This is a genomic window from Streptomyces sp. NPDC002133, assembly GCF_040296405.1.
Lineage (GTDB): Bacteria > Actinomycetota > Actinomycetes > Streptomycetales > Streptomycetaceae > Streptomyces.
In genome coordinates this window covers 1-26356 of record NZ_JBEOXF010000055.1, presented here as the reverse complement: position 1 = coordinate 26356, position 26356 = coordinate 1, and the positions used below count along the sequence as shown (strand labels likewise).

Genomic DNA, 26356 nt, shown 5'->3' with positions numbered 1-26356 from the left:
CTAGCGGGCGACAGCGTAGGGCCATTGGGCGAGTACACAGCCTATGGTCAGCCGTCAGCAGGGGGCGGTGCAACTGCCCACCTACGTGGCGACGGCTGTGGCTCATCACGGACGACGCACCGTCGTATCAGCTCGCCCCGCCTGCGCCAGGCCTCACGGGTCGTTCGTTGCAGCGACGACGACATTCGGGCCACGACCGGGGCTGGCGTCCCAGTCAGCTGGCCCAACAGTCACCTTTAAGCGGAGTCGACCGCCCAATCGTTCAGCCAATCTTGCGTGCGGCCCTCGGACTGGAACCGGAGACGGCTCTGATCCCAGGGACGTTGTCCGAGGCCAGCCTGGCGGCAACGGCTCCGGCGCTGATCTCACCGGCCTCGTACTGTGAGGTGCGGACCGCCACTATCTCCGCGACCGTGAGTACTGCCCCGACCGGGAGCGATGCGAAGGCCTCCTGCATGTGCAGCCCGACGTCGCGGCGAGGCTTGGGTACGCCGAGTCCTGCCGGTCTGCTGACGCTGGGCGTTGTCGGTGCAGGCCGAGAAGCCATGGTGCCGACCATGGAGGCGGGAGCCGCGCCTCCCGCAGGTCGCAGCCAGCGGCCGCAGAAGGCTGCAGCCAGATGATCGGCGCGGGCTACGATCGCCTCATCGTCCCACTGCTCTGGAAGCCGCCGGTTAAGAGCCAGTGCGCTGTGCAACAGGATCTCGGGCCGTTTGCGTTCCCACGGTCCGTTGGAAACGGAAGGGTTGAGTTTCCGGGAGAGCAAAGTCAGGTTGCCCGCGGTATGGACGAGGGACTGCCTGCGCTCGTGTGCCTCAAGGCTGCCGGGGTCGGGGAGAGGCCAGTGCACTTCCCAAGCCTGGGGCAAGAGGTGCTCGATGGTCAGTTCACCGTCGTACACCATCCGCTCAGCCTTACCTTCGTACAGCGCGTCCTCCAGTTCTCCGAGAAGTAGCCGCAGTCGGCCCCGCGTGAGTTGCTTGAACAACGGTTGCGTTCGGAAGACGTACCGGATGTCTTCGTCGCGTGGCCAGAACCCGGAGTCAGCGTCCTGCCGGAGCAGGAAGCCCTCCACGACCGCGGGGTCGTCCTTTGTCTTCAGTTCCTTGAGCAGCTCCAGGAAGAGGCGGTTGTAATTCTTCGTCGTCTGCCGGCAGACGGTCCGCCTTACGAGGTAGGACTCCAGTGCCGCCACAGCATCCGCACGGTCGGCCTCTGTGTACCGGGTCATGAGCCACAGCATTACGGGCATGACGGTGTTGATGTCCAAGACGGCGAGGGCATGGAGGAATCTGCCTTCGGGGGTGGGTGGCTGGATGTCTGCCGTCAATCGCCGGTAGACCGCAGCACGGTCCACGAGGTGTCGGATCAAAGCAACCAGATCAGTTCCGGAGTCATTGACGTACTGACGGAACGTCAGGAACAGCTCGGGTGTCAGCACCTCTTCAGCCAGCTCGCAGGTGAGGTACTGGGTAAGGAAGACATCCAGCCGGGGGCGCTTGAGGCGCCCCTGCCGCACTTCCTTACGCCAGTCTGGCGTCTCCAAGTACGACCACACCTCCCGGTGCAGCGCCTCCACCGGGAGGCCCTGCTCCTCCGCCCTTTGGAAGACCAGGTTCTTCACCAGATCGGAAGCCTGCAGCGGGGTGCCGCGGTCGTTCAGCGCCTCAAAGATCACCTGAGCGTTGTCGTCCGGCTTGAGATCGATGACGATGAGCTCGAACTTCTCACGCAGGACACGCACCAGGGAGTTGAAGCCCTCTTCCAGCTTGCCTTCATAGCGCAGTTCGTGCGCCCACTCGATGGTCCGAGCACGGAAGAACTGGTATGCCTGAACGATCACCGGGTCGCCTGTGCCCGTCGGGGTAGTGACATCGACGGCTCGCTGCAGGTCACCGTCCATCACGGCACGGAACGGGCGACGGTCCAGGTTGGTCGGCCACACCTTGTAGACCGCGCACGGATCGTCCGACATGTCATCGTCGTTGACGATCAACTTGGTGAGGGCACGACCGTATTTCTCCGCGACTTCCATCTCCCGCGCGACATCACGGACCGCGGCGAGAAGAACCTGGAGCGTCGTCAAGCGCTGCTGCCCGTCAATGACCTGACGCGCGGGCATCGACCCAGTGGAAGTAGCAAGTTGGTCCAGCACAACTGCGCCGAGGAAATGGGGGTGGACCTCCTCACCGGAGAGCTTCCGCTGCACCAGGGCTGCAACGTCCTCCCACAGAGGACGCCAATTCCTGTTCTCGTTCCAGACGTACGGTCGCTGAAAGACAGGAACGACAAGCCTCTGGTCCTGCCCGAACAGCGCGTACAAGCTCATCGGGTTCGCTTCCACCCTGCTACCGCTCCCATTCCTACGATTCAACGTCTCGTCTGCGCACCGGCTGCAGTCATTAGGAGGTGAGTGCACCGGTTGATGGTCTCCAAGCGCCGTCGAAGAGGGCGAGTTCCAGTAGGTCAGGCGTTGAGACCGGCCACGCGGCGTCGGAGGCTATGAGTTGTTTGCTGGCGGCAGTGATCCACCGGAGGTAGACCGCGTAGCGGTGGGCTGTCCAGCCGGTGTCTGACCAGATCCAACGTGCGGTGCTCGCTGCGGACGGAACGCCTCTTGCCGAGCCGCGCAAGTTGGCGTGGGCTCGCAGTACGCGGGCGACGCGCTGGTCGAGGATGAGCGCGCGGGGGCCGGGCGGCGGATTGAGGGCCAGGTCGACGAAGTAGAGCAACTTGGTGAAGAACGCGGGGCCAAGTCCTCTCACGGACTTGTCGAGCACGGCGTAGGCCGCCACTGGGTCTCGACCGCGCAGCACGTCCTCGGTCTGCGAGAGAGGTTCGGCTGAACCGGACATGGCAAGGATCTCTTTGAGGCGGTGCGGGCCGTAGCCCGTTCCGCCGGTGCCCCACACATACGCGGCTATCAGGGCCTTGTCCCACTGCGAGTCCGCTACAGCCTCCCGCACGGTCGCCACAACCTCAGAGCGGCTCAGCGCTACGGGGGCGGAGCTCGATTGAGGGGCCAGCCTGTCCGGCCATGGACGAATGGCTACCCACCGCGAAGGAACGTACGCGACCGCATGGCTCCCGGGCCCCGTTGAGTATGCCGCGCCGGGCCCGCTCAGCCACCCGGACAGCGCGCCGATGGCGTCAGGAGGCAGAGGCGGATCGAGCATTTCCGCGTCCAGAGCGTCGGCGAGATCCTGCCGCCTCATGCCGGCCCCCTCCAAGAGTGTGGTGAAGAGCAGCATGGCAGAGGCAAGGCGCCGTCAGCGCAGCTTTCCAGGATGCTGGCGATCAACGTCGGGTGTTGGCAAGAAGAACGGGACTCATGCCGATCATTGCTGCGACAGACCCCCCGGCTCGACGATCGAGCTCGCCCGTAGACCGGGAGTCAGACAACACGGTGTCCGGCCGGAAGCGATGCTGCATGGGCAGTGGCAGAACCGGACCAGCAAACTCGACTCGTTCAAGCCCTACCTCGAGCAGCGCATCGCCGAAGGCTGCACGAACGTGTCCCGGCTCCAGCGCGAGCTGCAAGAACGCGGGGCACGCAGCAGTTACAGCACACTGCGCGACTACGTCCGGCCACTGCGTCCCGATCGCCGGCCACGGGGAACACGCCGCCGATCGCCCGGCCTCCCTCACCCCGAGAGGCCACCCGCTGGATTTCGAGCCACCCCGACCACATGCGTGAGGACGACCGACAGCAGCTCAAGGCGCTGCTGGCCCGGTCACCCGAACTTGCGGCTGTCGCCAGCCACGTCCGCACCTTCGCGACCATCATGACCAACCGCGAAGGGGACCGGCTGCCCACTGGATCGCCGACGTCAGCGCGGACGAGCTGTGCGGCCTGGCCGGCTTCGCCAACGGACTGCTCCCCGACCTCGACGCCGTCGTTTACGGCATCAGCACCGACTGGTCATCCGGGCCGGTCGAGGGCCGCATCAACGACCTGAAGGCCCTCAAGCGCAGCATGTTCGGCAGAGCGAAACCACCACTGCTACGCAAGCGGCTCCTTCTGATCGCCGCCAGCCGCCGACTACAGACCGCAACCCCCTGCTGATCGACTTCACGAAATCCGTGCCTGAACCGAATGTATCCGTGTGTATCGGACCCTCGGCCGTGACGAGCTGGTGGACGAATTCGACCAGTGCCGGATCCGGTACCTTGCCGCGGAGTGGGATCGAGGCGCGGTCGAGGCCGAGGAAGTCGGCTGGTTGGTAGGGGACGCCCCAGTCACCGTTGTCCTCGGGGAGCTTCAGATCATCCTTGGGCATGCGGGAGCCTTTCTCGGATGGCGAAGGGATCGTGGGCAGGAGGGCGCAGGCTTGCGGATTTGGCGGCTGGGCCCGGTCGTGCGGGCTGTGCTCAGAGGGCGGAGTCGCGAATCACTTTCGGGTCACCGGGCCAGGTAATGACGGCTGTTCGGGGTCGCAGTTCGCGGCGACGAAGAGTAGCGAACGCTTGCAGTGGAGATCGAGGGCGTATTACAGGTCCTCGGACTTCGTGATCATAGCGTTCGGCTGCGGCACCTGGTTCGCGCGGACACCGTTGATCGCCACCGCCGGTACTTCAGGCCCTCGAGGCGTCACCGTGGCCCGCGGGGTGCTGGGCCGGCGTCTCAGCGCATTCGGACCATCCAATTTCCGGGATCGCCTGCGGTGAGTCCGTCGACCGGGCAACCGTCGTCCCACGTGCCGACGCCGGACGGGTCTTTCCCGGAAGACGACCAGCCGACGTGCGTGAATTGGGACAGGTCAACGGTGCCGCCGGTGGTGCGCGCCTTCAGAGGTAGGCGCACGGTGACGTTGTCGCCGTTGACCGTCGGCTGGGCGTCGATGTCTCCGCCGGTCTCCATGTCGTACCCGATGACGGATACGAACCATGTGGAGTCGAGGTACAGCATGGTGATCAGCCCGTTGTTGGAGTCCCCGTCACCGAACCAGGTGGAGTAGTTGGCATCCTTGACGTTCGAACCGGCGTAGGGAGCCGGAGCTTTGAGGGCGTACGAGACCGTCACGCCGTTCGTGTCCCTGCTCACCTCGGCCTGCTGGATGGACAGGTAGCTCGGAGCAGGGGAGTCGCTCTCCGTGACTGTGCCTCCAGCGGCGGAGTAGGTCATGTTCTTCACTGCCCCCTTACAGGACGCGGACGCTGGCAGCTTCACTGCCGGGTTCTTGGACGGTGTCGCCACCTCGTGCTTCCCGCCCTTCTCGTCCTGGTCGGGAGACTCCGTGTTCGGGGTGGAGGGGGATACAGCAGGCGTGGGGGAGGCCGTGACCGTGGGACCCGCTGCGGCGCTGGCCGCGGTGTGATCCTGACTGGTGCTGCTTAGAGCGATGACGGTCGTGCTGACCACTGCGAGGGCGGCGAGCGTGGCCAGTCGGCGCGTGCGGAGGTTTGAGGAGAGGGGCTGGGGCACGACTGAACTCCGTTGTGCTCGAATGGGAGTGAGAGATGAGCGGGCGCCGGGGGACTCGACGCGACTGGGCGGATTACGACGATGGCACGTGCACCGAAGCGCAGCCGGGAGGCCAAGGAGTGCTGTGCGCAGGGAGCTGGCTGCTGCCGGCCCAGGGAAACGCGGATGGGCGGGGCGAGACCAGTTTTAGGGGGCATTGACATGGGTGGCAGTCTCCGCCTCAACACTCACGCCCGACGTCCGCCGCGGCGGCAGGAGACGCGGAAGCTCAAGACCGGCCCAGACAAAGCCGGGTGCCGCGCCGATGGCCAATCCAAGCAGCAGCGCCACACAGGCCGTGCCCCATCCGGTGGCGAGCACCACGACGGGTGCGACAACCAGCATGGAGACGAGTACCCCGGAGAGCCATGCCTCTCGCCTCTCACTCGGCGCGAACGGCTGCTGCTCCCGCCAGGCGACCACGGCGCCGTAAGCGAGGCAGGGCATGAGGAACACCGTTCCAAGGATCCAAACCCATCGCCATTCTGCGACGAACCAGAGGGCGGCCAGCCAAACAAGCCAGCCGATGACGACCGTACCTGCGATACCTAGCAGCACGGCGCAACCAACTGCACTGTCGCTGCGAGATCCGCCGGAACTCCCCATGACAACTCCCACGATGACCACATGATCAGAATCACCACCCCCCGGTGGTCAGCGGAGCATATATGCACTTACCACTCCCCACGGTGTGAGGGCCCCCCGTGGCTGAAGTCCTGCAGACGGAACCAGTTCCGACCGAGCTGTGCGACCCGATGGCCGCCGTGGCGCGGGACGCGGCGAGTGGGTGCAGAGTCCTCGCCGACAGCGCTTCATCGGACCAGAGCGCCTGTATCGCGTTGGCCCGTGATGCTCGGGACGTCGGCGAGCTCCGCGCCGCCGTGGGAATCGACTTCGGCGGTCTGAACGCAAGGCTGGAGGGACTGGCACCGCGCTGTGGACCGATCAGCCACGCAGACCTGAATGAAGAGGCGATGCAGCAACACGTCGACCTGCACAGGAAGTGGCTCGTGATTCGGTTCCGCTGGGCGGCCAAGGACCAGTTCGACGCGCGGCAGCCGCTGCCCGACTGGCGTTGCTGCGCTCACTGGATGTGGATGACCGTCCCGGCCGCATGGGCATACATGGTGGACACCACCGATGCCGGACAGCTGCGAGCACACGTGGAAGAGGTGCTCACCGTACGCCTGGGGCCCCGGCTCCCCATGAGGGCCAGCAGCTTCCGGCAATTGACAGCTGAGGAGCAGGAACGGGAGTTTGTTAGCCCACACGGCCGCCGACCTGGTCTCACTCGTCAGAGCCGTCCGCCGCTCGCTGCCCAAGGCACTTGCAGTTGCCGATCCGGCGGACGACACCACCGCCCTGCTGGACGCGGCAGGGGCACTCGACGTCCGCAGCCTCACCGAGGACGACGTCGTTGCCTGGCTCGCAGTCCTCGGCCAATGGCCGGACATGATGCCCAGGACGACCGATCTCAGCCGGCACGGACTGATCGCGGCTGAGCTGGAGTGTGGCCGGAACGAGGCGGACCACGCGCGCGCGGAGGCGCTGGCACCATCTCCGGTCGCAGGCGATCGCTTGGGCGATCGGGAACCGCGAAGCCACGGCCGGCGAGTAGGCATGTCCTCTCCTTCTCCGCTAGCGCGACTGTGAAGTGGTCAACTCCGAAGTGCGCGCCTCGCGCACGATCGCGTCGTACGGGTCCTCTCCGGGATCGACCTTGCCGGACGGGAGGTTCAACAGGCCATCGGTGTAGCCGGTGTTGTGGCGTCTGGCAAGGAGGATCGTGTCCTGGCGCTTCATGATGAGCATGGCGTCGTTCTGCGGGTGGTCCACGGAGTCCTTCAACGTCTGCGTCGCTGGGACTCTATGGTCAGGTGGCCAAGAGCCCCATCTCGGTAACCTCCTTGGCGATCTACCGGACGCGCTCAGCGGTACTCGGGCCGGTCGGGAGTTCGAGGATCGGCACGCCGATTTCTGCGCAGGCCTTGAAGACGACGTCCTCGGCCTGGTCTTGGAGGTGGGAGGACTTTCTCCCTCATACGGTCACCTCCGGCCTCCTGGTCGAATTTGTCGCGGCAGAGGGTGCGCATTGCGGAGAGCATGGTCGCGGTCTGCGGCTCGGCGGTATCGAGGACGAGCGAAGCGAGGGCCAGAACGTTGGCGGGGGTCTTGTCGGTGATGAGGACCTGGTGGTGGCGGGCTGCGCGCAGCGGGACGGTGAGCTGCTGGGCGAAGAGGTCTACTTCGGCGACCAGGTCGAAGTGGCCTTTGCCGTGAAGGACGACTTCTGCCATGAACGGGCTGCTACGTGCGGGCTCACCCGTGCACATCGCGTTGACGGACTGCTCTCGTGAGTGGCTGGTCAGGCCCTGGATGAGTGTCGTCTTGCCGGCCGCACTGGTGCCTTCGACGGCGATGACGGCTGTTTCACGGATCGGCACGGTGCCTCCAGGAGGTTGGTGAAGGTCGGGTGCTCCAGCCACGCCCAGGCGCCCTTGGTGCCCTCGGCGAGGGCCTTGTTGACGTTGAGGCCGTCCGGCGCCCAGTGGCCGAGGTCAGCGACTCGCGCGGCGACGTAGGCGGTGGACAGGGAGTGGCGCAGGTTCAGCACGCTGACGCGCTCGCGCCCTTCGACGACGCGTTCATCGGTCCACTTGCGGTGCCAGCCGGGCATCGTGACTCGCTGGAGCTCGGGCTGGGTGACGTCGAGGCCGAGCTCGGTGCACACGTCTACGAGCCGCCGGGAGGCTCCTTCGAGCAGGTGTCCGGCGTCGTACCGAGTGTCGATGTAGCGCTTCTCTGCGTCGTTGGCGCGGCGGCCCTTCCAGTGACTGCGGGCGCGGTCAAGGTGAGGGTTCGGGGCGGGGGCGCTCTTGGCGAGGACGCCGAGGTCGGCGCAGAGCTGGTGGCCGGTGACGATGTCGGCGTGCTCGGTGACGGCACGGAAGGTGTTCGCGGCCGTCGCGACGAGCTGGTCCTGCTCGCCGGGCTCTTCGACGTAGACGCTGGTGTACTCGAACGCGATGTCGGCGAGGTCGGTGGAGCGGTCGGCCGGGAGGTCGAGCCAGACGATCGAGTAGCAGAACGGCTTGTTGCCGTTGGTGATGCGGTAGTTCTTCGTCCACTCCACGTCGATCGACGCTAGGCGGACGACGCCTGTGCGGGGCGCGGGAGGCTGGGTGGGGCGGCTCAGGCTGCTGATGGTGATCATGTGTCCTCGCAGGGGGTACGGGGCCCCCGGACGGGCGTCTGGGGCCCCGCGGGCGACGCTACTGGGCTACGCAGCCGGGGTGGTTCGGAACAGGTTAGGCAGCTCGTCCCACGCGACGCGCTCTAGCGACGCGAACGCGGGTGGTGGCTCCTCCCAGTCGAGGAGGCCGAGGTGCCGGCCACCGAGGAGGGCGACGGTGTACGCCTGCGCGAGGGCCCCGGCGGCGACGCTCTGCGTCACGCCGTCGATCGTCTTGGGGTCTCCTGCGGCCTCGGCCAGATCCCGGTAGCGCTGCTGGACGTGCCCCTGTTCCTGATGGGGGAGCAGGGCGTGCCCGAGGGGAAGCCAATGGGCGTCAGCGGTGTCGGCGAGCAGGCCGTTGGACGGCATGTCGATGGCCGTGTCCACGCACCGCGCGATCCCCGTGTCCGGCGTCCGGCGGGACTTCCACGCCTCGGTGATGCCGGTGACCCCGGCGCTGTTGGGCCGCAGGGTCTTCATGACGTGTAAGTCGTCGGCCGCGTTGTGCCACGCGAGGGCGTGAGCGTCCCTCCGGGTCTGGACGAGGAAGACGTCGAGGACCTTCAGGATCGACTCCGTGTCCTCTTCACGCTCGGCGAGCCACGCGATGTAGCCGAGGTTCAGTGGCCCGGGCGACAGCTGCACGGTCTTGGTGCGGTGAACGTTGACCAGGACTGCGCCGGCGCCCATCAGTACCGGTGTGCCGCCAGCGTCCGCCCACAGCAGCGCAATGCCCGTCAGCAAGCGCTTCTTGCTCTGCACGAGGTGGTCGGTGGCCCCGTACGGGACATCGGACCAGCCGAGGTTGGTCAGGCGCCGCACGTCACACCCCCTGGGTGACGCTGCTGATCGTGCGGGAGAGGTACTTCTGCATGTGGTTCTTCTTGTAGGGGTACCGCTTCCAGATCTCGGTGACCGGCTCCTCCAGGACGTTGCCGATGTTCAGCCACAGGTCCGGGGCGTCGTACACCGGCCAGGCACGGGCGACGCCGTTCGGCTCGATGCAGATCATGTGACCCTCGTTGTCCGGCGTCCAGGTGGTCAGCCGCAGAGCCGGACTCCACCGGTGCGTGGTGCGCTCGGCGATGAGCCGGTCAAAGGCATGCTCGGCTTCCTCGTTGCTGATGAACTCGTGCGCGGGGAGCTTGAGGGCATTGCCCTTCCGCAGCGGCATGATGAACTTGATCTTGCCCGCGTCAAGGACGTCGGCGATCTGCGTCACGTACGGCATCGACGGCAGGTAGGAGCGGGTGATGACCGCGGACAGCGAGATCGGGATGCCGCGCTCCTGGAAGGCGCGGATGCCGGCCATCGTCAGGTCGTACTCCTGGCCGCGGATGCGCTGGAACGCAGCGCGGGGGCCCTCGAACCCGACGTTGGCGTACGCGATCTTCCCGGCGATGTTCTTGGCGTGCTCCATGCCGTGGGTGGCGTTCGTGGGCACGGCGAGGATCGCATCCCTATGCCACATGTCGACGATGTCGCTGAAGTCCTTGCGCATCATCGGTTCGCCGCCGGAGAGGAACACCCGGGCCACCCCGCTGAGGTTCTCGCGCATCGTGTCGAGCTGGTCGATCGTCGGGTCAGGCATCTGGAGGGTCTCGGAGCACATGTTGCAGTCGAAGTTGCAGCGCTTCGTGACCTGCACGATCACTGACAGCGGGACCGCTGCGGCGTCGGCGAGGGCATGAACGTCCAGGTCGACTGGCGCCTCGAAGTAATGGCCGGTATTCGAGAACTCGACTCCGCTGCCCACTGGCCGCCGGGTCTGGGTTGGAACGACGGGGATGCCGAGGTTCGTCATGCGGGACTCCATTCGATGAGGTGTGGATAGTGCTGGTGATGTGGGGGATGTGCCGCTCGGGGCGGTGGTCGGGCGGTCGCCCGGGTCTTGTCGACGGGCGCTGCTCACCGTCAGTGGACGGGCTCTGTGAGAGCCAAGGCAGCGTGTTCACCGCCGTCGTCGAGGTCCCAGCGGGCGGCGTTCCGCCGGACTCGGCGCAGTTCCTCGATGACCGCGTAGGGGGTGGCCGCGGCGCACCGGGCGGCTGGGCCGGCACACCGCAGGGGGTTCGGCGCGGGCCGCGCCGGAGAGGGACTCTGTGGCCGCCGCTCACAGCTCTGTGTCCTCGGCCAAAAACTCCAACACGTCCTGTACGACGAGGGCGAGAAGTCGAAGGTGCCCGCGTGCCAGTACGAACTCAGGAGGCGGTTTCTCTTTTCCCAGTGCTCGCGCACGGGCGACGGCTGCCGTGACGTCCTCGCTGGTCTCGTCGCAGCCTGGCTCCGCAGCAAGGTCGGCGAGCTGGGGAATCAAGCCGCGCAGCTTCTGCGCCAGCCCGTCAATCTCGTGCTCATCCAGCCGTGACTGCTCGCCGAGCACAGCGTCCAGGACGTCGAAGGCGGTATCGATGGGCAGCCCGGCCTGGAGTCGTTCCACAACGCGCTCGAGCGTCGCGGTGTCGACGGACCACACGCCCGCAGGCTCCATGTCGGACTCGTCGAGCGTGCACCGGCCAGAGGCCTGCTGAGCCATGGTGCGGGGCATACGAGGTCTCCATAGGTAAGTGGGCGGTGGGGCGTTGGCAGTTAGGCAGTCGGCGAATCCGCGTCCGCCTGCGGGTGAAGGAGAGAGACCCACACGTCCTTGCCCGCCCGGTTGGGCGAGATGCCGAAACCGTCGGAGATGGCGCGCACCAGGACCAGGCCGCGGCCGCTTTCGTCGGTGTCCGAGGGAGCGAGGAGCGCGGGCTCTCGTGGGTCGCTGTCGCGAATGTTGACGCAGATGCCGCCTGGGATCCTCTGTACGAGGAGGCACGCGCTTCGCCGGCCGCTCGGGTCGCCTACGGTGTGCTCGCAGACGTTGGTCAGCAGCTCGCTCACGGCGAGGAGAGCCCGGTCTGTGAGCGCGTCCAAGCCGTCACCCCACAGCTGCAGGTGACTGGACACGATGCGCCGAACCAGGGCGATGGCACTCGGCGTCACGTCCAGAGCCATCTCCAACTGCCCAGGAATGCTGGCTGTCAGAGCACGACCGACAGCATCCCTTGCAGGTGCTTCAGCGTGTTGATGCATCACAGTTCCGTTCGTTCGGCCAGAACCCCGTCGAAGAGCCCTAGTTGCGGTGTGTACTGGTTCCAACCCGTTCCGCAACTATTGAGGCAGCACGGGGAGCAAACGTGCAGCGTCTGATGCCGACACCTCCAGGAATCGGCATCACAGACCCCGAGAGGGCGAAGGAATGCCGCAGCCGGAGAAGCAGCTCAACCCGGGGGAGTCCCCCGAAGCCTGGTTCGGCAACGAGTTGCGTCACCGCCGGAAACTCGAAGGCATGTCGGCCCGTCAACTGGGCCGGTTAGCGCAGGTCAGCGATGATGTGATTCTTGCGATCGAGAAGGGCAAATACCCCAGCTGTCAGCAGCCGCTCGCCGCCCAGCTCGACGCGGTCCTGAACACCGGAGGCGTCTTCGAGCGGGCCTGGCCAATGGTCTTCGGTGATGCCGATAAGAAGCGGCGCGATGCCGATAAGCGAGCAGATACACCCGAGGAACGAAGTGCCGAGGTCACTCAAGGCCGCATCCTGGGCAGACATGTATCGCCACCTCTGACCGGGAGTCCTGCGCCCGTGGACCGTCGCCACTTCCTCGCCGCCAGCAGTCTCGCTGCGTTCGCCCCCATAGACCTCGTCCAACTCGTCTCACCCTCCGCCCCCGCTCAACAGCCCGGCACCATCACGCCCCTCGACATCGAACAAGTCCTCGGCGTGGCCTCGAGCATCAGCCGCTGGGACAACTCGTACGGCGGGGGCGGGATGGTCGCAGACATCTCCAGCCGCGCCATGCAGTGGGCGGCCGGCCTGCTGTACGCGGACTGCCCGGACGTACTGCGGTCCGACCTGTTCGCGGCCGTCTCCCGCCTTGGGATCGCCGTGGGCGCGACCGCGTTCGACTCGTACGCCCACGACGATGCCCGGCGGACATGGAAGTTCGCAGCGGACTGCTCCGAGGAAGCCGGCGACTGGCACCTGCGCGCCAAGACGTACAGCCTCCTGGCGCGCCAGGCCGTATGGGTGGGCGAGCCGGACGAGGGCTTGACCCATGCCGAGAAGGGCCTGGTCCGTTCCGACCGGCTGACGGCCACCGAGCGGGCCATGCTCCACACAGCACGCGCCAGGGCTTTCGCCAGGATGAAGAACGTAAAGGACACCCTCGCCGCGGTGGGACAGGCCGACGAAGCCTTCGCCGATCGCGACACCTCCGAAGACCCTCCGTGGATGGCCTACTACGACCAACCGCAACACGCCGGCGATACCGCCCACGCGCTCTTCGACCTGGCGGTCCTCGCCGGTCAGGACCCGGGAAAGGCTGGAGAACGGTTCTGGGCAGCAGTTCAAGGGCACGACCCCGCGTTCGCCCGGTCTCGAGCGATGTCCAGGACCAAACTGGCGTCCCTGATGATGGCGAAGGGCGACCCCCGGCAGGCCGCTGTGATCGGCCATGACGCCCTGAACGAGGTAGGGCGACTCACCTCACGGCGCGCTGCCGACGGCCTCCGTCAGCTCGGCCGGTTCGCCGCCTCTCACCCCAAGCTCAGCGACGCCAAAGACCTGCAGGAGCGGATCGCCGCTACCGTGCGGGCATGACGACGTCTGCCGCCGCACCCGCTCGCCTTGCCCTGGAACAGGCATGTTCCACCGTTGGTCTCGACGCCCGCGATGCCGTCCCCGTCCGGATCGCCGAGAACCAGATATGGCGACTTCCCGGGCGGGGCGTGATCGTGCGCATCGCCCGGCCTGGCCAAGCCGCGGCCGCCCGCCGTGAGATCCAAGTCGCCCGATGGCTTGCCCAGAACGCCGTCCCCGCCGTACGTCCGATCGACGTTGAGCAGCCTGTCGAAGCCGACGGCCGCCCGGTGACCTTCTGGGCAGAGCTCCCCGCACACGAGCACGGGACCGAGACCGACGTGGCGCTGCTGCTGAAACAGCTGCACGCCCTGCCGACGCCGGACTTCGACATCGGGTACCTCGACCCGTTCGTACGCGTCGCCGCGCGACTGCAGGCGGCCTCGACGCTGAACGAGGATGACCGGCGCTGGCTCCAAGACCTTCACCAAGGCCTCGCGGCAGCGTGGGAGGAGCGACCGGCGGGACTGCCGGATTGCGTGATCCATGGCGACGCGTGGCCGGGAAACCTGGTCCGCACGGGCACCGGCAGACTGATGATGGACCTCGAGCGGCTCTCCGCCGGCCCGCCGGAATGGGACCTGGTCTCGACAGCCGTGCGCATGACGACGACAGGCGCCGTCACCCCGCAGCAGTACGCCACATACTGCGAGGCCTACGGCATAGATGTCACAGCCTGGCCCGGGTACCGGATCCTCGCCGGGGCTCGCGAGCTACGCATGGTCACCTACGCGGCCCAACACGCCGCCAGCAACTCGGAGTGGGCGCCACAGGCCCAGCATCGCGTCGACTGCCTACGCGGCCGCCGCGGCCCCCGGCCGTGGAACTGGAAAGGGATCATGTAGCGGCCGGAGCTGCCACGACCGAAGCAGCTCGGCGATCTCGTCGTCGGTGTTCGGTACAGAGGTACGGAACGCCGCCCCTTGCGAGCGCTTGTTGGGATCGGCTCCACCGCGACCTGGCCGTCCTCGCCCTCGACTACCACATCGAGAGCTTCGGTACGAATTGCGGTGGCCTTCGCATTACCGTCGCGGACCGCTTTGACGATCACGGCCAGTTCGTCGGCGAACTCACCGACGCAGCCGCCGCGCTTATCGACACCGCGGAACTCGCCTCCGAGGCTCGGGCCTGCGGCGCACGTCCACCACTCCCAGGTCCTGCTCTCCCTCGACGACACCGCGGAACACCTGGGCCTGCTCGACGGCAGCGGGGAGGAGCGCACTACCTCCAACGACATCGACGACAGCAATGTCCTCGTGGCCGAACTCGCCGCAGATGCAGACGAGAAGACGAAGGCGCCGCTGACGGCCTGTTCATCCTCACCGCCCGCGCCCTCGCCGCACGCCACGCCAGCGGCACTCACCAGTGCCCCATGAATCACTGTCTACGACCTGGACGCCAGCGGCATGCGCGAGGTCGGCATCACCGAGGCCCTGGTCCGCGCCCACCGGCTGTCCCCCGGCATCAGCCGCAGCGACGACCTTGTGATCCTCCGCCTCCTGACGACCGTCCTCGACGCCGCGGCGGGACCGCGTGATGTCACCGAGTGTCGCGACCAGAAAGATCGATGCGTATCCGCTGCACGCAGTCCAACGGGAGAAGCTGCGAGCTCCTACCACAGCATGGGACGGAAGCCGTCGACAACAGCCCCCGACCCTTCAAGCCCGAAACCCAGCAGGGCCGTGGCCGGCCTGCGACGCGGTATCCGGCATTCGGCGGCGGCTACACCCTGGCCGAGATCAGCAAACGGCCCGAGTGCTAGGTCTCGTACCAGACCCTCCGATACCGGCTGACCGACCCCAAACAGCCCGGCAGAGAGCGGACAACAGACGAAGCCGAGACGCCCGCCACCACCCCGGCACAGCGCGGCCCGCGCCGAGCCCCAATCTGATCAACGGGCGCAAGCGGCACGTCGTGGTCGACACGCTCGGCCTGCTGCTCGCGGTGATGGTCACCGCCGCGGACACCGGCGACCGCACCGCCGCCCAGGTCCTGCTGGCGCGGGTCACCGACACACACCACCGGCTGAACCTCGTCTGGGCCGACTGCGGCTACACCGGCAGCCTCGTCGAGCACTGCCTGGCCGCGCTCGCTCTGGCCCTTGCGATTGTCAAACGCACCGACGACATACGCGGCTTCGTGGTGCTGCCCAAGCGATGGATCGTCGAGCGGTTCTTCGCCCACCTGATGCGAAGCCGCCGCCTGGTCCGTGACTTCGAGCGCCGCACCACCAGCGCCGAAGCGATGATCTACTGGTCTATGGTCCCGCTCATGACCCGCCGCCTGGCCCGGCCACACTCGCGGCGAGCGTGAACCGGCCCGGCTGCCGCTCGGCCAGCCAGCCGCGAGCCACCAGCCGCTTCGCCTTCGACCGCAGCGCCTCTACCTTCGCCGGCACCGCATCCAGGCCGAACAGGGCGGCCATCTCCTGGCACGTCAGAGGACCTTGGTGGAGCCGACGCCGGTCCTCGAGCGCCAGCATGGCATGGGTGGGCAGCGCGTGCAGCGGTGAGGTCTCAGGTGTCGAAGGCGCCGAGCGGTCGCGGCCTCGATGACGCCTGCTTTGCCGCGGTAATCCGCGTGCCGCCGTCGATGTCCCGGGCCCGCTTCGACCTGCTGATGTCGAGCACAGATCAACCTTCGGCTTCGGCTGCCCGACTGGTGTTGCCGTGAGCGCCTCAATCAGCTGAAGCGCCAGGGCCAAGTCGGCAAGGAGGGGCAGAGCCCTGCCGCTGGCCATCGTCTTACGATTCAACGGTGAATCGGCCTAAAACGGTCGCCGTAGGTCGGACTAGCCCAACTTCTGCTGAATCCGGACGCCAATGCACCGTGATCCACCAGAAAGGGTTGGCAGTCTTCGGAGACGGGGGGTGCCAGTCGTCCCCTGAGATGTCACCCTGGGAGTGAATTGGCGTGAGGCCAATGCGAGGGGGGCGAGATGGCGCGTTCGGTGCGGTGGGCCCTGACCGCCGCAGCCGCGGCAGTGGCATTCGGACTCGGTCTATGGGCCGCCCGGTCGGCGTCGCTCGGATGGCTGCCGCGCGCGGAATCCGATCGGTGGGCCGTGGCGGCCGCCTTTGCCGCGGTCGTTGCAGGCGTTGTCGGCACGGCGGTCGGATGGTGGGCGGTAGGAATCGAACCGCCCGTGGCGCGGTCGGCCGGACGGGTCAGCCAGAACGCAACGGCGTCCGGACACGCCCGGACGGTCCAGATCGGCGGTAGCCAGTACACGTCAACTGCTGCGCCGGCCGGGGGAGCCAACCCTGTTGGGCAGGTGGACCAGCGGGCGGAGGCGTCTGCGAATGCAGAGATCCATCAGGTCGGCCGGGACCAGCAGACCCCCGGAGGCTGAGGGTGTCCGACAACAGGCTCCGCAGAGAGCGCCGGGCAGATCAGAGGGCCGAGGCGGCGGACGCGGCGCAGGTGACCCAGGTCGCCGGGGACCAGTACATCCATGTGCATGCGGCTGCGGGTCCCGCCCCCTTGGCCACGGCCGCGCTCCCCGCCGCCCCGACCCAGCTCGTCGGTCGCGATGACGAAGCCTCCCGGCTTCTGCGGCTCCTCGACCCGGCGATCGGCGGGCCGAACACGAAACCGGCCGTGGTGGTCTCTGCCGTCTCCGGTCTCGCAGGCATCGGCAAGACCGCCCTGGCCCTGCAGGTCGCGCACGAAGCCGCGGTGGTGCACGGCTGGTTCCCGGGCGGCGTGATGTTCGTGAACCTGCGCGGATACGACCCCGGGGGCAAGGTGACCCCCGAGCAGGCGCTCGGTGCGCTGCTGCGGGCCCTGGGCGTACGCGACGAGGAGATGCCGCCGACACCCGACGAACAAGCCGCCGTCTTCCGCTCCAAGCTGGCCCGACTTGCCGACGAGGGGCGCCACGTCCTGCTGGTCGCCGACAACGCGTCCAGCGCCGCTCAAGTGGAGCCGCTGGTCCCTGCACGCCGTGAGCACCGGCTGCTGGTGACGTCTCGGGACACCCTGGCAACGCTGCCCGCCCGCCAGTTGGGCCTGGGCGAGCTGACGCCTGCGTCGGCCGGGGCCCTCATCACTGCCGCGCTCAGCCGTGCACGCCCCGATGACCCCCGACCACACCGAGAACAACCTGCACTTGCCGAGGTGGTGGCGTACTGCGGCGGGCTGCCACTGGCTCTGGAGATCGCGGCCGCGCGTCTCACCGGCGACCCAGGGCTGCCCATCGCCGATCTGGCAGCCGACCTGGCCGACTCCCGTACCCGCCTCAAGGCTCTGCACTACGACGACGGCGGGCAGCCCCTGGCCGTTCGTGCGGCCTTCGGTCTCTCCTATCGACGACTGTCCCCCGAAATGGCCGCATTGTTCCGCCTGCTCTCGCTCAACCCCGGTCCCGAACTGTCCACTGATGCCGCGTCCGCACTGGTCGGCCGCCCGGCACGGGAGGGCCTGGCGGCCCTCGCCCGTGCCGCGCTAGTGTCCGAACACCCTGTCGGCGCCGGCCGGTGGCGCATGCACGACTTGATTCGGCTCTACGCAGCCGAATTAGCCGCCGAGGACGACGCAGAACACCAAGCGCGGGCCGTCGACCGCCTCCTGCGGTATTACCACACCACACTGACAGCGGCGTCGAGCTTTCTGTGGGGCCGATCACAGGACGACACCTCCGGGCCCTTCGCCAGTCGTAAAGAAGCGGTGGCCTGGCTGCAGACGGAGCGGCCGAATCTCACCGCAGCCGCGCGCAGCGCCGCTGCTGGTCACCGGGACGCCGTCGGCCACCTGGACATCGCTGTGAGTATGGCGTTTTCCTTAGGGGTTTTTCTCTTTCGATGGCGATACCACGACGACGACATCGCCGTTCTCACCGATGTGGTGCGGGCCGCCGAGCAGACAGGCACCCACCCACGCGCGGTGGCCGGACTGCGCAATGGCCTCGGTCTGTCCCTGTCGAGTGCGGGTCAGGCAAGCGCGGGGTTGCGGGAACTGCGGAAAAGCGTCGAGTCATACCGCACCCTCGCAGGTACCGACCCCACCGTGGAGCCGTCCCTGGGGCGGGCCCTGGCCAACCTGGCGTACTACGACGACAGCCCCAGGGACCGCCGTGCCGCGGCCGAGGAAGCAGTGGCCATCGGGCGCCGCTGGTCGGCGGGCGGCGATTCGGCCGATGACGTCGTCGAGTTGGCCGGAGCACTGGACAATCTCAGCCGGGCGCTCGCGGACCTTGGACTGTACGCGGAGGCCCTGGAGCCTGCCCGCGAAGCCGTCGAGATCCGCAGGCGTCAGGTTGCACTGGCGCCCGGCGGCTTCGAGCACTTTCTCGCGGAGGTACTGATCAGCCTCGGCGACAGGCTTCTGGCCACGGGGCGGTACGAGGAGGCGATGGCATCGGCGGAGGAAGGCGTGGCAACTTACTCACGCTTGGCCTCCGAGTCCCCAGCCGCTCACGAACCACTGCTCCCGGGCGCTCTGGGCACGCTCGGCCTGGCGTACGCCTTGGCGGGGCAGCTTGACGCGGCACGTGACACTTACGCCCGCGCCATGGCCGTCGTCGAGAGGCTCGGCGATCGCTACCAGGAAGCGCCGTCGTTGCGCGCATTTGCTGCGCACCTGGCCCGAACGGAGAGAAGGCCGCGAAAGCGAGGCCGGTGGGGATGGAGCCGGCGGTTCTGAGCTTTGATGTTGAACCCGTTCGGTCGTGGTGAGCATCTGGCGGGCTCATCGAGACGATGACGAGGTCAGGGTCGGCGGCGCGCAGTCGGTCGGTTTGCCCCTCGGCTGCGGCCCGACCGACCGCGGTACGGGTGGCCATTTCGGCGTACGAGGTCATCTGCCATGCGCGGCGGCCAACGGCAAAAAGCGATCAGCTCCCGTGGCGGGTCCCGGATGCTGCGGGTCCCTAACATCAGACTTTCGCGGTGCACCGTTCCCTCCCAGGCTCGTAATGCGGCGCGGCGAGGTTCCCGGACCCATCGACTCGGAACGCGCTCGGGAGCCCGTCGCCCCAGCCTCGCCGACGGGTCGCCGGCAGGGAGAAACACATACCGCCGCGCCCGTTTGGTCGGGCGCGGCGGGTGTGGGTGGTGCGGTGGAGAAGAAGGGTCAGAAGGTGAGGCTCCAGCTGTCGAGGTAGCCGGGGTCGACGGTGAAGATGCCGGGGGTGTTGTCCTGGACCCGGAGCTTCCAGGTGCCGTTGGCGGGTACCGCCGACGCATCGACGGTGTAGGTGGTGTGCAACTCGCCCTCGCCGATGTCCCAGTACCAGTCCTTGACCGGGATCTCCGTGCCGCTCTCGCTGACCAGGGTGACTACCTGACCGCCGATCCACGGGTGGTAGAGGTCGAAGCTGACCTTGAGGTCACCGGGGGCGTTGCCCTTGCGGCCGGTGACGATGAGCGGGGACTCGATGGTCTTCCAGTTGGGGATGTCGAACCGGGCCGGGTTGACGAAGAAGTCACCGCCGGAGGCCAGGACGGTCCACGCGAAGCGCACCGTGCGCTTGACCTTCGGGGAGTTCTTGATGGTGACGGCTGCCTTGAAGTGGCCGGCCTTCTTCGGAGTGCCGCTGATCAGGCCCGTTTCCGCGTTGATGGACAGGCCCTTGGGCAGCCCGTGCGCGGAATACGACAGGGGGCCCGGCCGGGAACTCGTCGCTTCGATCTGCCGGCTGGTCGGCTGGCCGACAGCCGAGTTCCGCGTGGAGGGGGCGATCACGGCGATGTGGTTCACATAGCGGGCGCCGACATTGACGGCCGCCCAGGCGTTGCCGACGGCCTCGTAGGCGTCGCTGGTCGGACCGAACAGGTCGGCGGCGGCCCGGAGGGTGGCGGCGCGGGCTCCCGCGTAGTCGGTGCTACTGGTCATGTAGACGGTCAGCGCCCGGTACCAGACGGCGGTCGCGTCGCGCCGGCCGAGACCGGCGACCGGGAGGCCGTCGTATGTGGGGCTGTCGTAGGCGACGCCGTTGATGGTCTTCTTCCCGCTGCCCTCGGAGAGGAGGTAGAAGAAGTGGTTGGCCACGCCCGAGCTGAAGTGCGGGTCGAGCTTCCTGGTCTCGGGGGTCCAGTAGTCCTGGGAGGTGCCCTTGGCGGAGGCGTCCTTGGAGGGCTGGTCCATGTAGCGCAGCGGCTTGCCGGTGCCGCGGACGTCGGCGAGCTCGCCGATCATGTAGTCGGGGACATCTGTGGCGTTGTTCGTGGAGAACTCCACGGAGGTGCCCATGATGTCGCTGGTGGCCTCGTTGAGGCCGCCGGACTCACCGGAGTAGGTCAGGTTCGCGGTGGCGTAGGTGACGCCGTGGGTCATCTCGTGTGCGGCGATGTCGAGTTCGGTGAGTGGCTTGGCGTTGTTCAGGCCGTCGCCGTAGGTCATGCAGAAGCAGCCGTTGTCCCAGAAGGCGTTGGCGTATCCGTCGCCGTAGTGGACCCGGGAATAGGCGCCCACACCGTCGTTGGCGATGCCGTTGCGGCCGAAACGGTCGTGGTAGAAGTCCCACGTCTGCCGCTGGCCGTATGCGGCGTCCACGGCCGCCGTCTGGCGGTCGGCCGCCGTTCCGTCTCCCCAGACGTCGTCGTCGTCGGTGACCAGGACGCCGCTGCCGCCGACGCCGGTCAGGTCGTACGTCTTGTGGCTGCCGCGCTCGGGGTCGGTCAGCTCGTAGAGGCTGCCGTTGTGGGCGGTGCCGATCGGCACCTGACCGCTGTACTGGCTGTGGCCGGTGCCTGAGTGGATCTGTTCGACGCTCTGGAGCTGCCTGCCGGTCGTGGCGTCGGTCACCACGCTCAGGCTGCTCGGGGTTCCGTCCTCCTGCTCACCGCTGACGACGGACTGCCAAGCGAGCGTCGGCGTTCCGCCCCCGAGCCAGACGACCAGCTTCGGCGATCCGTCCGTGGCCGCGTCGTCGGTCTTCTTGGCCTTCGCCGCGGCCAGGGCGGTCTTCTTCGCCGTCGCGGCCGTGACGGCGGCCTTGGTCGTCGGTACCGACACCTTCGCGTTCGAGGCCTTGGTGACGGTACGGACCGCGCCCAACTCGTGGACCACCAGGTCTCCGCCGATGACGGGCAGGCCGGCGTAGGTGCGCTCGTAGCGGGTGTGCACGGTGCCGTCGGCGTCCTTGACGACGTCCCTGGGTATCAGCTCCTCCCGATCGCCCAGCTTCAGGGAACGGGCGGTGGTGACGCGTGCCTCGGTCGCGGCCTCGAGCAGGTTCCCGCGCTGCGCGGTGGAGAGCGCGACGGCCCTGGCGCCGGGTCTGGGTTCCGCCGTTATCTGCCGTGGTGCTTGATCCGTGCCGACCGAGGCAGGGACGGTGCCCGAGGCGGGCAGGACCGAGACGATGAGCGCGGCCGTGGCGACGGCCGCAATGGCCGCGACACGCCCGTAACCGGAGATTCCATGACCGGAGGGATGGAGCTTGTGAGGCGACATGGCCCTGCGGGTACGGAAGTTGTTCGGCACTGCTGAAACTCCTTCTGTCCGGACGTGTGGTGCCGGCCGATGAGGTGGGGGAGCCAGAGGCTGTGAGCGCCTACGGCGTGAAGGCGCGAAGGCGTGCGATGTGGGTGTGGGGCGACGCGGTCGCACGGGCGGTGGTCGGAACGGACTTTGGCACCGCCTTTTGCGAGGGCCCCGAGAGAGGGCCGCGGCCGGCTGTCGGCCCAAGCTGCTCGGGCTGCCCCAGGTAACGTCTCGACGTGTCGACCGGGTCCTGAGAGGCCGAACAGGATTCGACGCACCATCGCGTCGGCGGCTGGTGATCACCCTGTCCGGAGCGAGATCCGCCCGGCAAGGAGGTCGGGAGTGCGGGTACGCGCAACTGCGCAGATGTGAACAGGAACAGACGGGAGACGGAACGAGTCCGCCCCGGCGGCACGGGAATGTAACGAGCACGTGATCACTCCGGTTGACTCCTCCGCGTACGATCGGCCAAGCTGGCGCACCGAAAGGGGGACGACTGTGGCGGATTCGTCAGATTTGCCGTGGGCGGGGACCGGTCTGAGCCCCTTGGCCGGCCGGGTACTCGAATGCCTGGTCACACAGCCGGAGCTGAGCAGCGAGGCGGTTGCCGACGCGCTCGGGGTCACCTCGGCAGCCGCCGAACGCGCCCTGAAGGCACTGGAGAACGAACACCTGGTCGTCCGCGTCAGTGACCGGCCCACGCGTTGGAGCGCGGGCCCGCCCCGCTCCACACTCGGTTCGCTGCTTGCCCAGAGGCGGCAGGAACTGGCGCGGGCGGAGCTGTACATGGAGCGGTTGCACGAGGCATACCGCTCGGCGTCGCACCGGCAGGTCACTTCCGACCTGTTCGAGGTGGCGGAAAGCGCCGAGCAGGTCGGGGTGCGCTACGCGCATGTGGTCGCGTCCAGCCGGCACGAGGTGCTCCACCTCGCCAAACCTCCATACGTCACCGGGTCCGCGGGCCTCGAGGGCAACTCGGTGCCGACTGCCCGCGCTGCCGTTTCGGACGCGCCGACTCCGGAGGTGCCGGTGCCCGACGGAGTGCGGTTCCGGTCGGTGTACGACACCGACGGGATGACCGACACCGTTTCGATGCGCACCGCCCTGAGCGGCACAGCCCGGGGCGGGGAACTTCGGCTGCTGGCCGGGCTCCCGATGAAACTGGTGGTGTTCGACGCGACGGCCGGCATCATGCCGCTGCGGCAGGAGGACCCGTCTGCGGGTTCGTTCATCGTGCACTCGGCCACGCTTCTCGGAGTGCTCACCGCGCTCTTCGAAAGCGTCTGGGAACGGGCGACCCCGGTGTCGCTGGACAGCGGCCCCGGTCGACCGCCGATCACTGCGGCAGAACCGGACGACCAGCCTCCGGGGCGGATGCGCGACATCCTCACTCTGTTGCGCGCGGGCCTGACGGACGACGCGATTGCCCGGGTTTTGGGGCTGAGCCGACGAACGATCCAGAAACACATCAGCGAGACCGCCGAACTCCTCGGCGCGCGGACCCGCTTCCAGATCGCACTGCTGGCCCGCGAACGCGGCTGGCTCGGGGGACGCCTCGGGCGCGGTGGCGGCCCCGGCCGAACAAACGGGCGGGTGACCGGCCTTGAACAGGACTGTGACCCTGCTCGGCCAGCGACTCCATGACGCCCACCACGTCCACTGAGACTCCCCGTGCACCCGTAATCGAACAGGCAGCAAAGCTAGACGGGGCATCTCAGCCGCCCCCTAATTCCTTGCTAAGCCAGCCATGGCAACGGGTCGGCGCCGGTGGACATAATTCGGGCTGTGGACCTGAGACCGGAATTGCTGCCCCCGCCTGTGAGCCGGCAACGGCTGGATGAGTTGAGCTGCGAGATCGATCGGATCACTGACCTGCTGGCCGTCCGCTCGGGGGCCGCTGACGAGGCAATCCGCGCCTTCAACGCGATGACCGGCCACGACTACGTGGCCTTCGACTTCGCCCACTACCACGGGAGCAGGAGCGTGGAGGAGTTTGCCAAGGAGGCGGCCAGGCCCGCTCGCCCCCGGGTAGCAGACATCACGCGGGACGACCTCGTCGAGATCGTCCGCAGGATCCTCGCTGCCTCCTCGGAGAGCGACTACTACCTGTGCCTCCTCGAAGCGAATGTGCTGCATCCTGGGGTCAGTGGTTTGATCTTTCATCCCCCAGAAGACCTTCAAGATGCATCTGCGGAGGAGATCGTCGACGAGGCCCTGAGATACCGGCCGATCGCGCTCTGAGGCCACGACGATGAGCCAGCCACCGCCTGTTGTTCGGCGCGGGCTCGAGTGGTGCCGAGCCATGTGGAGTCGGTGACAGTGTCCGAGGCGGGCAGTTGCGGCCTGCGCGGTGTCAGCACCGAGACGACACAGCCCCTTGGCCTGGCTGCCGCTCGTGACATGATCCGACCTCATGGATGAGCGTTCGCTGTCGCCTGAGTGGCTGTCATTGTGGGTCAGCAGCGTTTCAGGCGTGCTGAGCGGGATGGTCGGAGGGTTTGAGGCCAAGTACGGCTACCCTCCAGGCACCAACGAGATCCGCATCGCTGATCACGGCGATCAGGGAGCAGTCCGCGCCCTTGCTCGGGTAGACCAGGCCGCTGCTGATCTGGTGACTTTCTACGGCTGCATCGGCGATGTGGTGCTGGGGGATGTCGGCAACGGCTACTTCATCCGCTCTGCAGACGATGTCCTCGGCCAGTTGGAGGAGGAGGGAGCGGTGCGCCTACCGGAGGGCGACCATCCTTGCGGCATGGTGATCGGATCGGACGGTGGGGGTCTCCTGTTCGTCGCTGACTCTGGCGGTGCTGTCTACCGGACAAGGACGGCGTCGCTGTATGAGCCCGAGTTCGACAAGGTCGCGGAGGACTTGCAACAGTTCCTCGAACTCCTCGGTCGGTCCGTAACGCGCTTTGTCGCAACAGGCGAGCCAGGGTATCTCTAGGCCCTGCCGGCCGCCGCTGGGGATGGGCGAGTCGACCTCTGAACAATCTTGAAAACCGTCGTGGCGGCGACGTCACCGTGGGTTCAAATCCCACACCCACCACAGTGGTTGAAGGCTCCTGACCAGCGAAGTTGGTCGGGAGCCTTCGCCGTTTCTGGTCCCCGTGGGCTACCGCTGTTCCCCGTCATTCCCCGCCTGATCGGCACGTCAGGGGCACGACCGTAGCTCTATGCAGAACGGTCAGCGATGTCCGAACCGTCCTCGCCAGGGTCATTCGGAGCCGGTGGTGGAAGGTCAGTCGATGGGGTTGCTGTACTTCACTGCTGTACCGCAGCCTGGCACCTCGCTCGACGAGTTCACAGACTGCTTTCAGCGTAGATTGAGCAGCATCACGTCATGGAGGTCCGCGCGGTAAGCGGCCGACGCCGCCTTGTTCGCCGGGTGGACGTTCAACAGCACCCGCTCGGCTCTGATGCCGTCGAGCAGTGTCTTGTGCAGACGCCGCGCAACACCCTGTCCTCGCCATGGTTGGCGTACGGCGAGTTCCATGAGCCCGAAGGTGCGGTGCCCGTCCTCGCGGCGCATGTCGTCGGGCACGGGCTCGGTGAGTTCGTCCCACCACCCCGTGTCAGGCCTGAGCGGGTAGCCGTACGCCATGCCGATCGGCTCGCCGTCCTCGGTACGGGCCAAGGCAGCGCGAAAGGTGCGGTTGCGAGCCTGTACGGGGAAGCGGCGGAAAGCGGCGGCGACGTCGTCCTCGGTCTCGTTGTAAGGAGGCTCGGCGAACGCTTCGGCGTAGATCAGCTTGAACGTGTCCTTGGCCTGCACTGCGGCCGACCCATCCATGCGCTCTATCGCGATGGTCCTTTGCTGCGCCATGTGGTGCCCCCCTCGAACGGTCTCGCAAATGCGCTCGCCGCGCACTCGCGGCCGCTGAAACTCCCGGATCTTACCGACCAAGGGCAGTGAGACGGTGCTTCCCGCACGATCGGGCACGGGAGGGGCACGGCGTCTTCTGATCCGTAGCTCTAGCCGGATCGGGTCAGCGACGGTCATACCAGCCGCTACGTGGCCCCCGGGGGGACGCTATGGGACGGGGCGGTTGCTGCGGTTGCGGTACGGCCGACTGCTTCGTCCCGAAGCAATGAGGGCGGCCGTTTGACCTGCGAACGGGCCGCACGTGACCTGCGCGAACTGTCCGAGAGGGTCCGTGGATGTACGCCTCGGTGCGGGGCCGTTGTAGCGCAGTTGGACACTCGGTCGGTGCCGTGCGCCGTGGGTTACACCGCACCTCCGGACGGGACCAGGGACGCCTCATATGTGCCCAGACCCGATCGGCCTAGGCGGCTGTGCTGCTGGTTGCCCACCGTGCGAGCGTGAACGTGGGCTGCGAGATGGCGGGCGCCTGTTGCGCCTGGACGGTGCATTCAGCGGACAGCCTGCTGCGGCGGGACGTCGGCTGTCCCTTCCAAGCCCCGCACGTACCAGGGGGCAGGAGGAGAGCCATGAGCCAGCGTGTCGTCTACACCCGTGGCGGATCGCCCGCCGAGGTCCTGACGGTCATCGAGGAGCCGGAGCCGGCAGCGCCCAAGCGCGGTCAGGTCC

General features: G+C 67.4%; 21 protein-coding genes, 1 tRNA gene and 2 pseudogenes. 9 read left to right on the top strand and 15 right to left on the bottom strand.

Annotated elements, in window-relative coordinates; all coding sequences use genetic code 11:
* Nucleotides 1–262: 262 nt before the first annotated feature.
* From ABT078_RS33780 to ABT078_RS33730, 11 genes are all read right to left on the bottom strand, one after another.
* The gene (locus tag ABT078_RS33780; protein ID WP_351234607.1) at nt 263–2344 is read right to left on the bottom strand and encodes a DUF262 domain-containing protein; all 2082 of its coding nucleotides are present in this window, start codon (nt 2342–2344) and stop codon (nt 263–265) included.
* Nucleotides 2345–2402: 58 nt separating this feature from the next.
* Nucleotides 2403–3251, bottom strand: a complete 849-nt coding sequence (locus tag ABT078_RS33775; RefSeq protein ID WP_351234605.1) for an 8-oxoguanine DNA glycosylase OGG fold protein — start codon at nt 3249–3251, stop codon at nt 2403–2405.
* Nucleotides 3252–4624: 1373 nt separating this feature from the next.
* Entirely contained in the window at nt 4625–5425 is an 801-nt protein-coding gene (locus ABT078_RS33770; protein ID WP_351234603.1) for a hypothetical protein, read from the bottom strand.
* 186 nt (nt 5426–5611) lie between these two features.
* Nucleotides 5612–6022 carry a hypothetical protein gene (locus ABT078_RS33765; protein ID WP_351234601.1) on the bottom strand — a complete coding sequence of 137 codons (411 nt, stop codon included), beginning with the start codon at nt 6020–6022 and terminating at the stop codon, nt 5612–5614.
* Between the two features lie 1080 nt (nt 6023–7102).
* Entirely contained in the window at nt 7103–7300 is a 198-nt protein-coding gene (locus ABT078_RS33760; protein WP_351234600.1) for an NUDIX domain-containing protein, read from the bottom strand.
* Between the two features lie 92 nt (nt 7301–7392).
* A complete protein-coding gene (locus ABT078_RS33755) occupies nt 7393–7761 on the bottom strand; it encodes a hypothetical protein (protein WP_351234598.1) in 369 nt (122 codons plus the stop codon).
* A gap of 68 nt (nt 7762–7829) precedes the next feature.
* Nucleotides 7830–8678 carry a hypothetical protein gene (locus ABT078_RS33750; protein ID WP_351234595.1) on the bottom strand — a complete coding sequence of 283 codons (849 nt, stop codon included), beginning with the start codon at nt 8676–8678 and terminating at the stop codon, nt 7830–7832.
* Between the two features lie 66 nt (nt 8679–8744).
* Nucleotides 8745–9521, bottom strand: a complete 777-nt coding sequence (locus ABT078_RS33745) for a hypothetical protein (RefSeq protein ID WP_351234593.1) — start codon at nt 9519–9521, stop codon at nt 8745–8747.
* A 1-nt stretch (nt 9522) separates the two neighbouring features.
* Nucleotides 9523–10503 carry a radical SAM protein gene (locus ABT078_RS33740; protein WP_351234591.1) on the bottom strand — a complete coding sequence of 327 codons (981 nt, stop codon included), beginning with the start codon at nt 10501–10503 and terminating at the stop codon, nt 9523–9525.
* Nucleotides 10504–10812: 309 nt separating this feature from the next.
* Nucleotides 10813–11235: a DUF6415 family natural product biosynthesis protein gene (locus ABT078_RS33735; protein WP_351234589.1), complete on the bottom strand. Its 423-nt coding sequence runs from the start codon at nt 11233–11235 to the stop codon at nt 10813–10815.
* Nucleotides 11236–11288: 53 nt separating this feature from the next.
* Complete coding sequence (locus ABT078_RS33730) at nt 11289–11696, bottom strand: ATP-binding protein (RefSeq protein WP_351234586.1); 408 nt, start codon at nt 11694–11696, stop codon at nt 11289–11291.
* Between the two features lie 244 nt (nt 11697–11940).
* Between ABT078_RS33730 and ABT078_RS33715 the strand changes: the two genes are divergently transcribed.
* From ABT078_RS33715 to ABT078_RS33700, 4 genes are all read left to right on the top strand, one after another.
* Nucleotides 11941–13341, top strand: coding sequence for a helix-turn-helix transcriptional regulator (locus ABT078_RS33715; protein WP_502981435.1), 1401 nt, complete (start codon nt 11941–11943; stop codon nt 13339–13341).
* Nucleotides 13338–14225: an aminoglycoside phosphotransferase family protein gene (locus ABT078_RS33710; RefSeq protein ID WP_351234584.1), complete on the top strand. Its 888-nt coding sequence runs from the start codon at nt 13338–13340 to the stop codon at nt 14223–14225. The genes ABT078_RS33715 and ABT078_RS33710 overlap by 4 nt, the downstream gene beginning before the upstream one ends.
* Nucleotides 14226–14420: 195 nt before the next feature.
* Nucleotides 14421–14756: a hypothetical protein gene (locus tag ABT078_RS33705; protein WP_351234582.1), complete on the top strand. Its 336-nt coding sequence runs from the start codon at nt 14421–14423 to the stop codon at nt 14754–14756.
* Nucleotides 14757–14916: 160 nt separating this feature from the next.
* Entirely contained in the window at nt 14917–15693 is a 777-nt protein-coding gene (locus tag ABT078_RS33700) for a transposase (protein ID WP_351234580.1), read from the top strand.
* Here the strand turns inward: ABT078_RS33700 and ABT078_RS33695 are convergent.
* Nucleotides 15650–15856 (bottom strand): annotated as a pseudogene (locus ABT078_RS33695) (hypothetical protein); the annotation flags it as partial. The gene ABT078_RS33700 and the pseudogene ABT078_RS33695 overlap by 44 nt on opposite strands.
* Before the next feature lie 878 nt (nt 15857–16734).
* On the opposite strand from ABT078_RS33695, the gene ABT078_RS33690 reads away from it, so the two are divergent.
* Entirely contained in the window at nt 16735–19023 is a 2289-nt protein-coding gene (locus ABT078_RS33690; RefSeq protein ID WP_351234578.1) for a tetratricopeptide repeat protein, read from the top strand.
* Between the two features lie 58 nt (nt 19024–19081).
* On the opposite strand, the pseudogene ABT078_RS42950 reads toward ABT078_RS33690, so the two are convergent.
* Together ABT078_RS42950 and ABT078_RS33685 are read right to left on the bottom strand one after the other, a co-directional pair.
* Nucleotides 19082–19180 (bottom strand): annotated as a pseudogene (locus tag ABT078_RS42950) (hypothetical protein); the annotation flags it as partial.
* 272 nt (nt 19181–19452) lie between these two features.
* Nucleotides 19453–21777 (bottom strand): M4 family metallopeptidase, encoded by a 2325-nt coding sequence (locus tag ABT078_RS33685; RefSeq protein WP_502981438.1) that lies wholly within the window; start codon nt 21775–21777, stop codon nt 19453–19455.
* 528 nt (nt 21778–22305) lie between these two features.
* Here ABT078_RS33685 and ABT078_RS33680 point away from each other — a divergent pair.
* The 4 genes from ABT078_RS33680 (at nt 22306) to ABT078_RS33665 (ending at nt 24853) form a co-directional block, all read left to right on the top strand.
* Nucleotides 22306–23451, top strand: coding sequence for a LuxR C-terminal-related transcriptional regulator (locus tag ABT078_RS33680; RefSeq protein ID WP_351234574.1), 1146 nt, complete (start codon nt 22306–22308; stop codon nt 23449–23451).
* 141 nt (nt 23452–23592) lie between these two features.
* On the top strand, nt 23593–24048 hold the full coding sequence (locus tag ABT078_RS33675; protein WP_351234572.1) for a bacteriocin immunity protein: 456 nt from the start codon (nt 23593–23595) through the stop codon (nt 24046–24048).
* A gap of 172 nt (nt 24049–24220) precedes the next feature.
* Entirely contained in the window at nt 24221–24751 is a 531-nt protein-coding gene (locus ABT078_RS33670) for an SMI1/KNR4 family protein (RefSeq protein ID WP_351234570.1), read from the top strand.
* An 18-nt stretch (nt 24752–24769) separates the two neighbouring features.
* Nucleotides 24770–24853: transfer RNA gene (locus ABT078_RS33665), tRNA-OTHER, on the top strand.
* Between the two features lie 267 nt (nt 24854–25120).
* Here the strand turns inward: ABT078_RS33665 and ABT078_RS33660 are convergent.
* On the bottom strand, nt 25121–25630 hold the full coding sequence (locus ABT078_RS33660) for a GNAT family N-acetyltransferase (protein WP_351234568.1): 510 nt from the start codon (nt 25628–25630) through the stop codon (nt 25121–25123).
* Between the last annotated feature and the right edge of the window lie 726 nt (nt 25631–26356).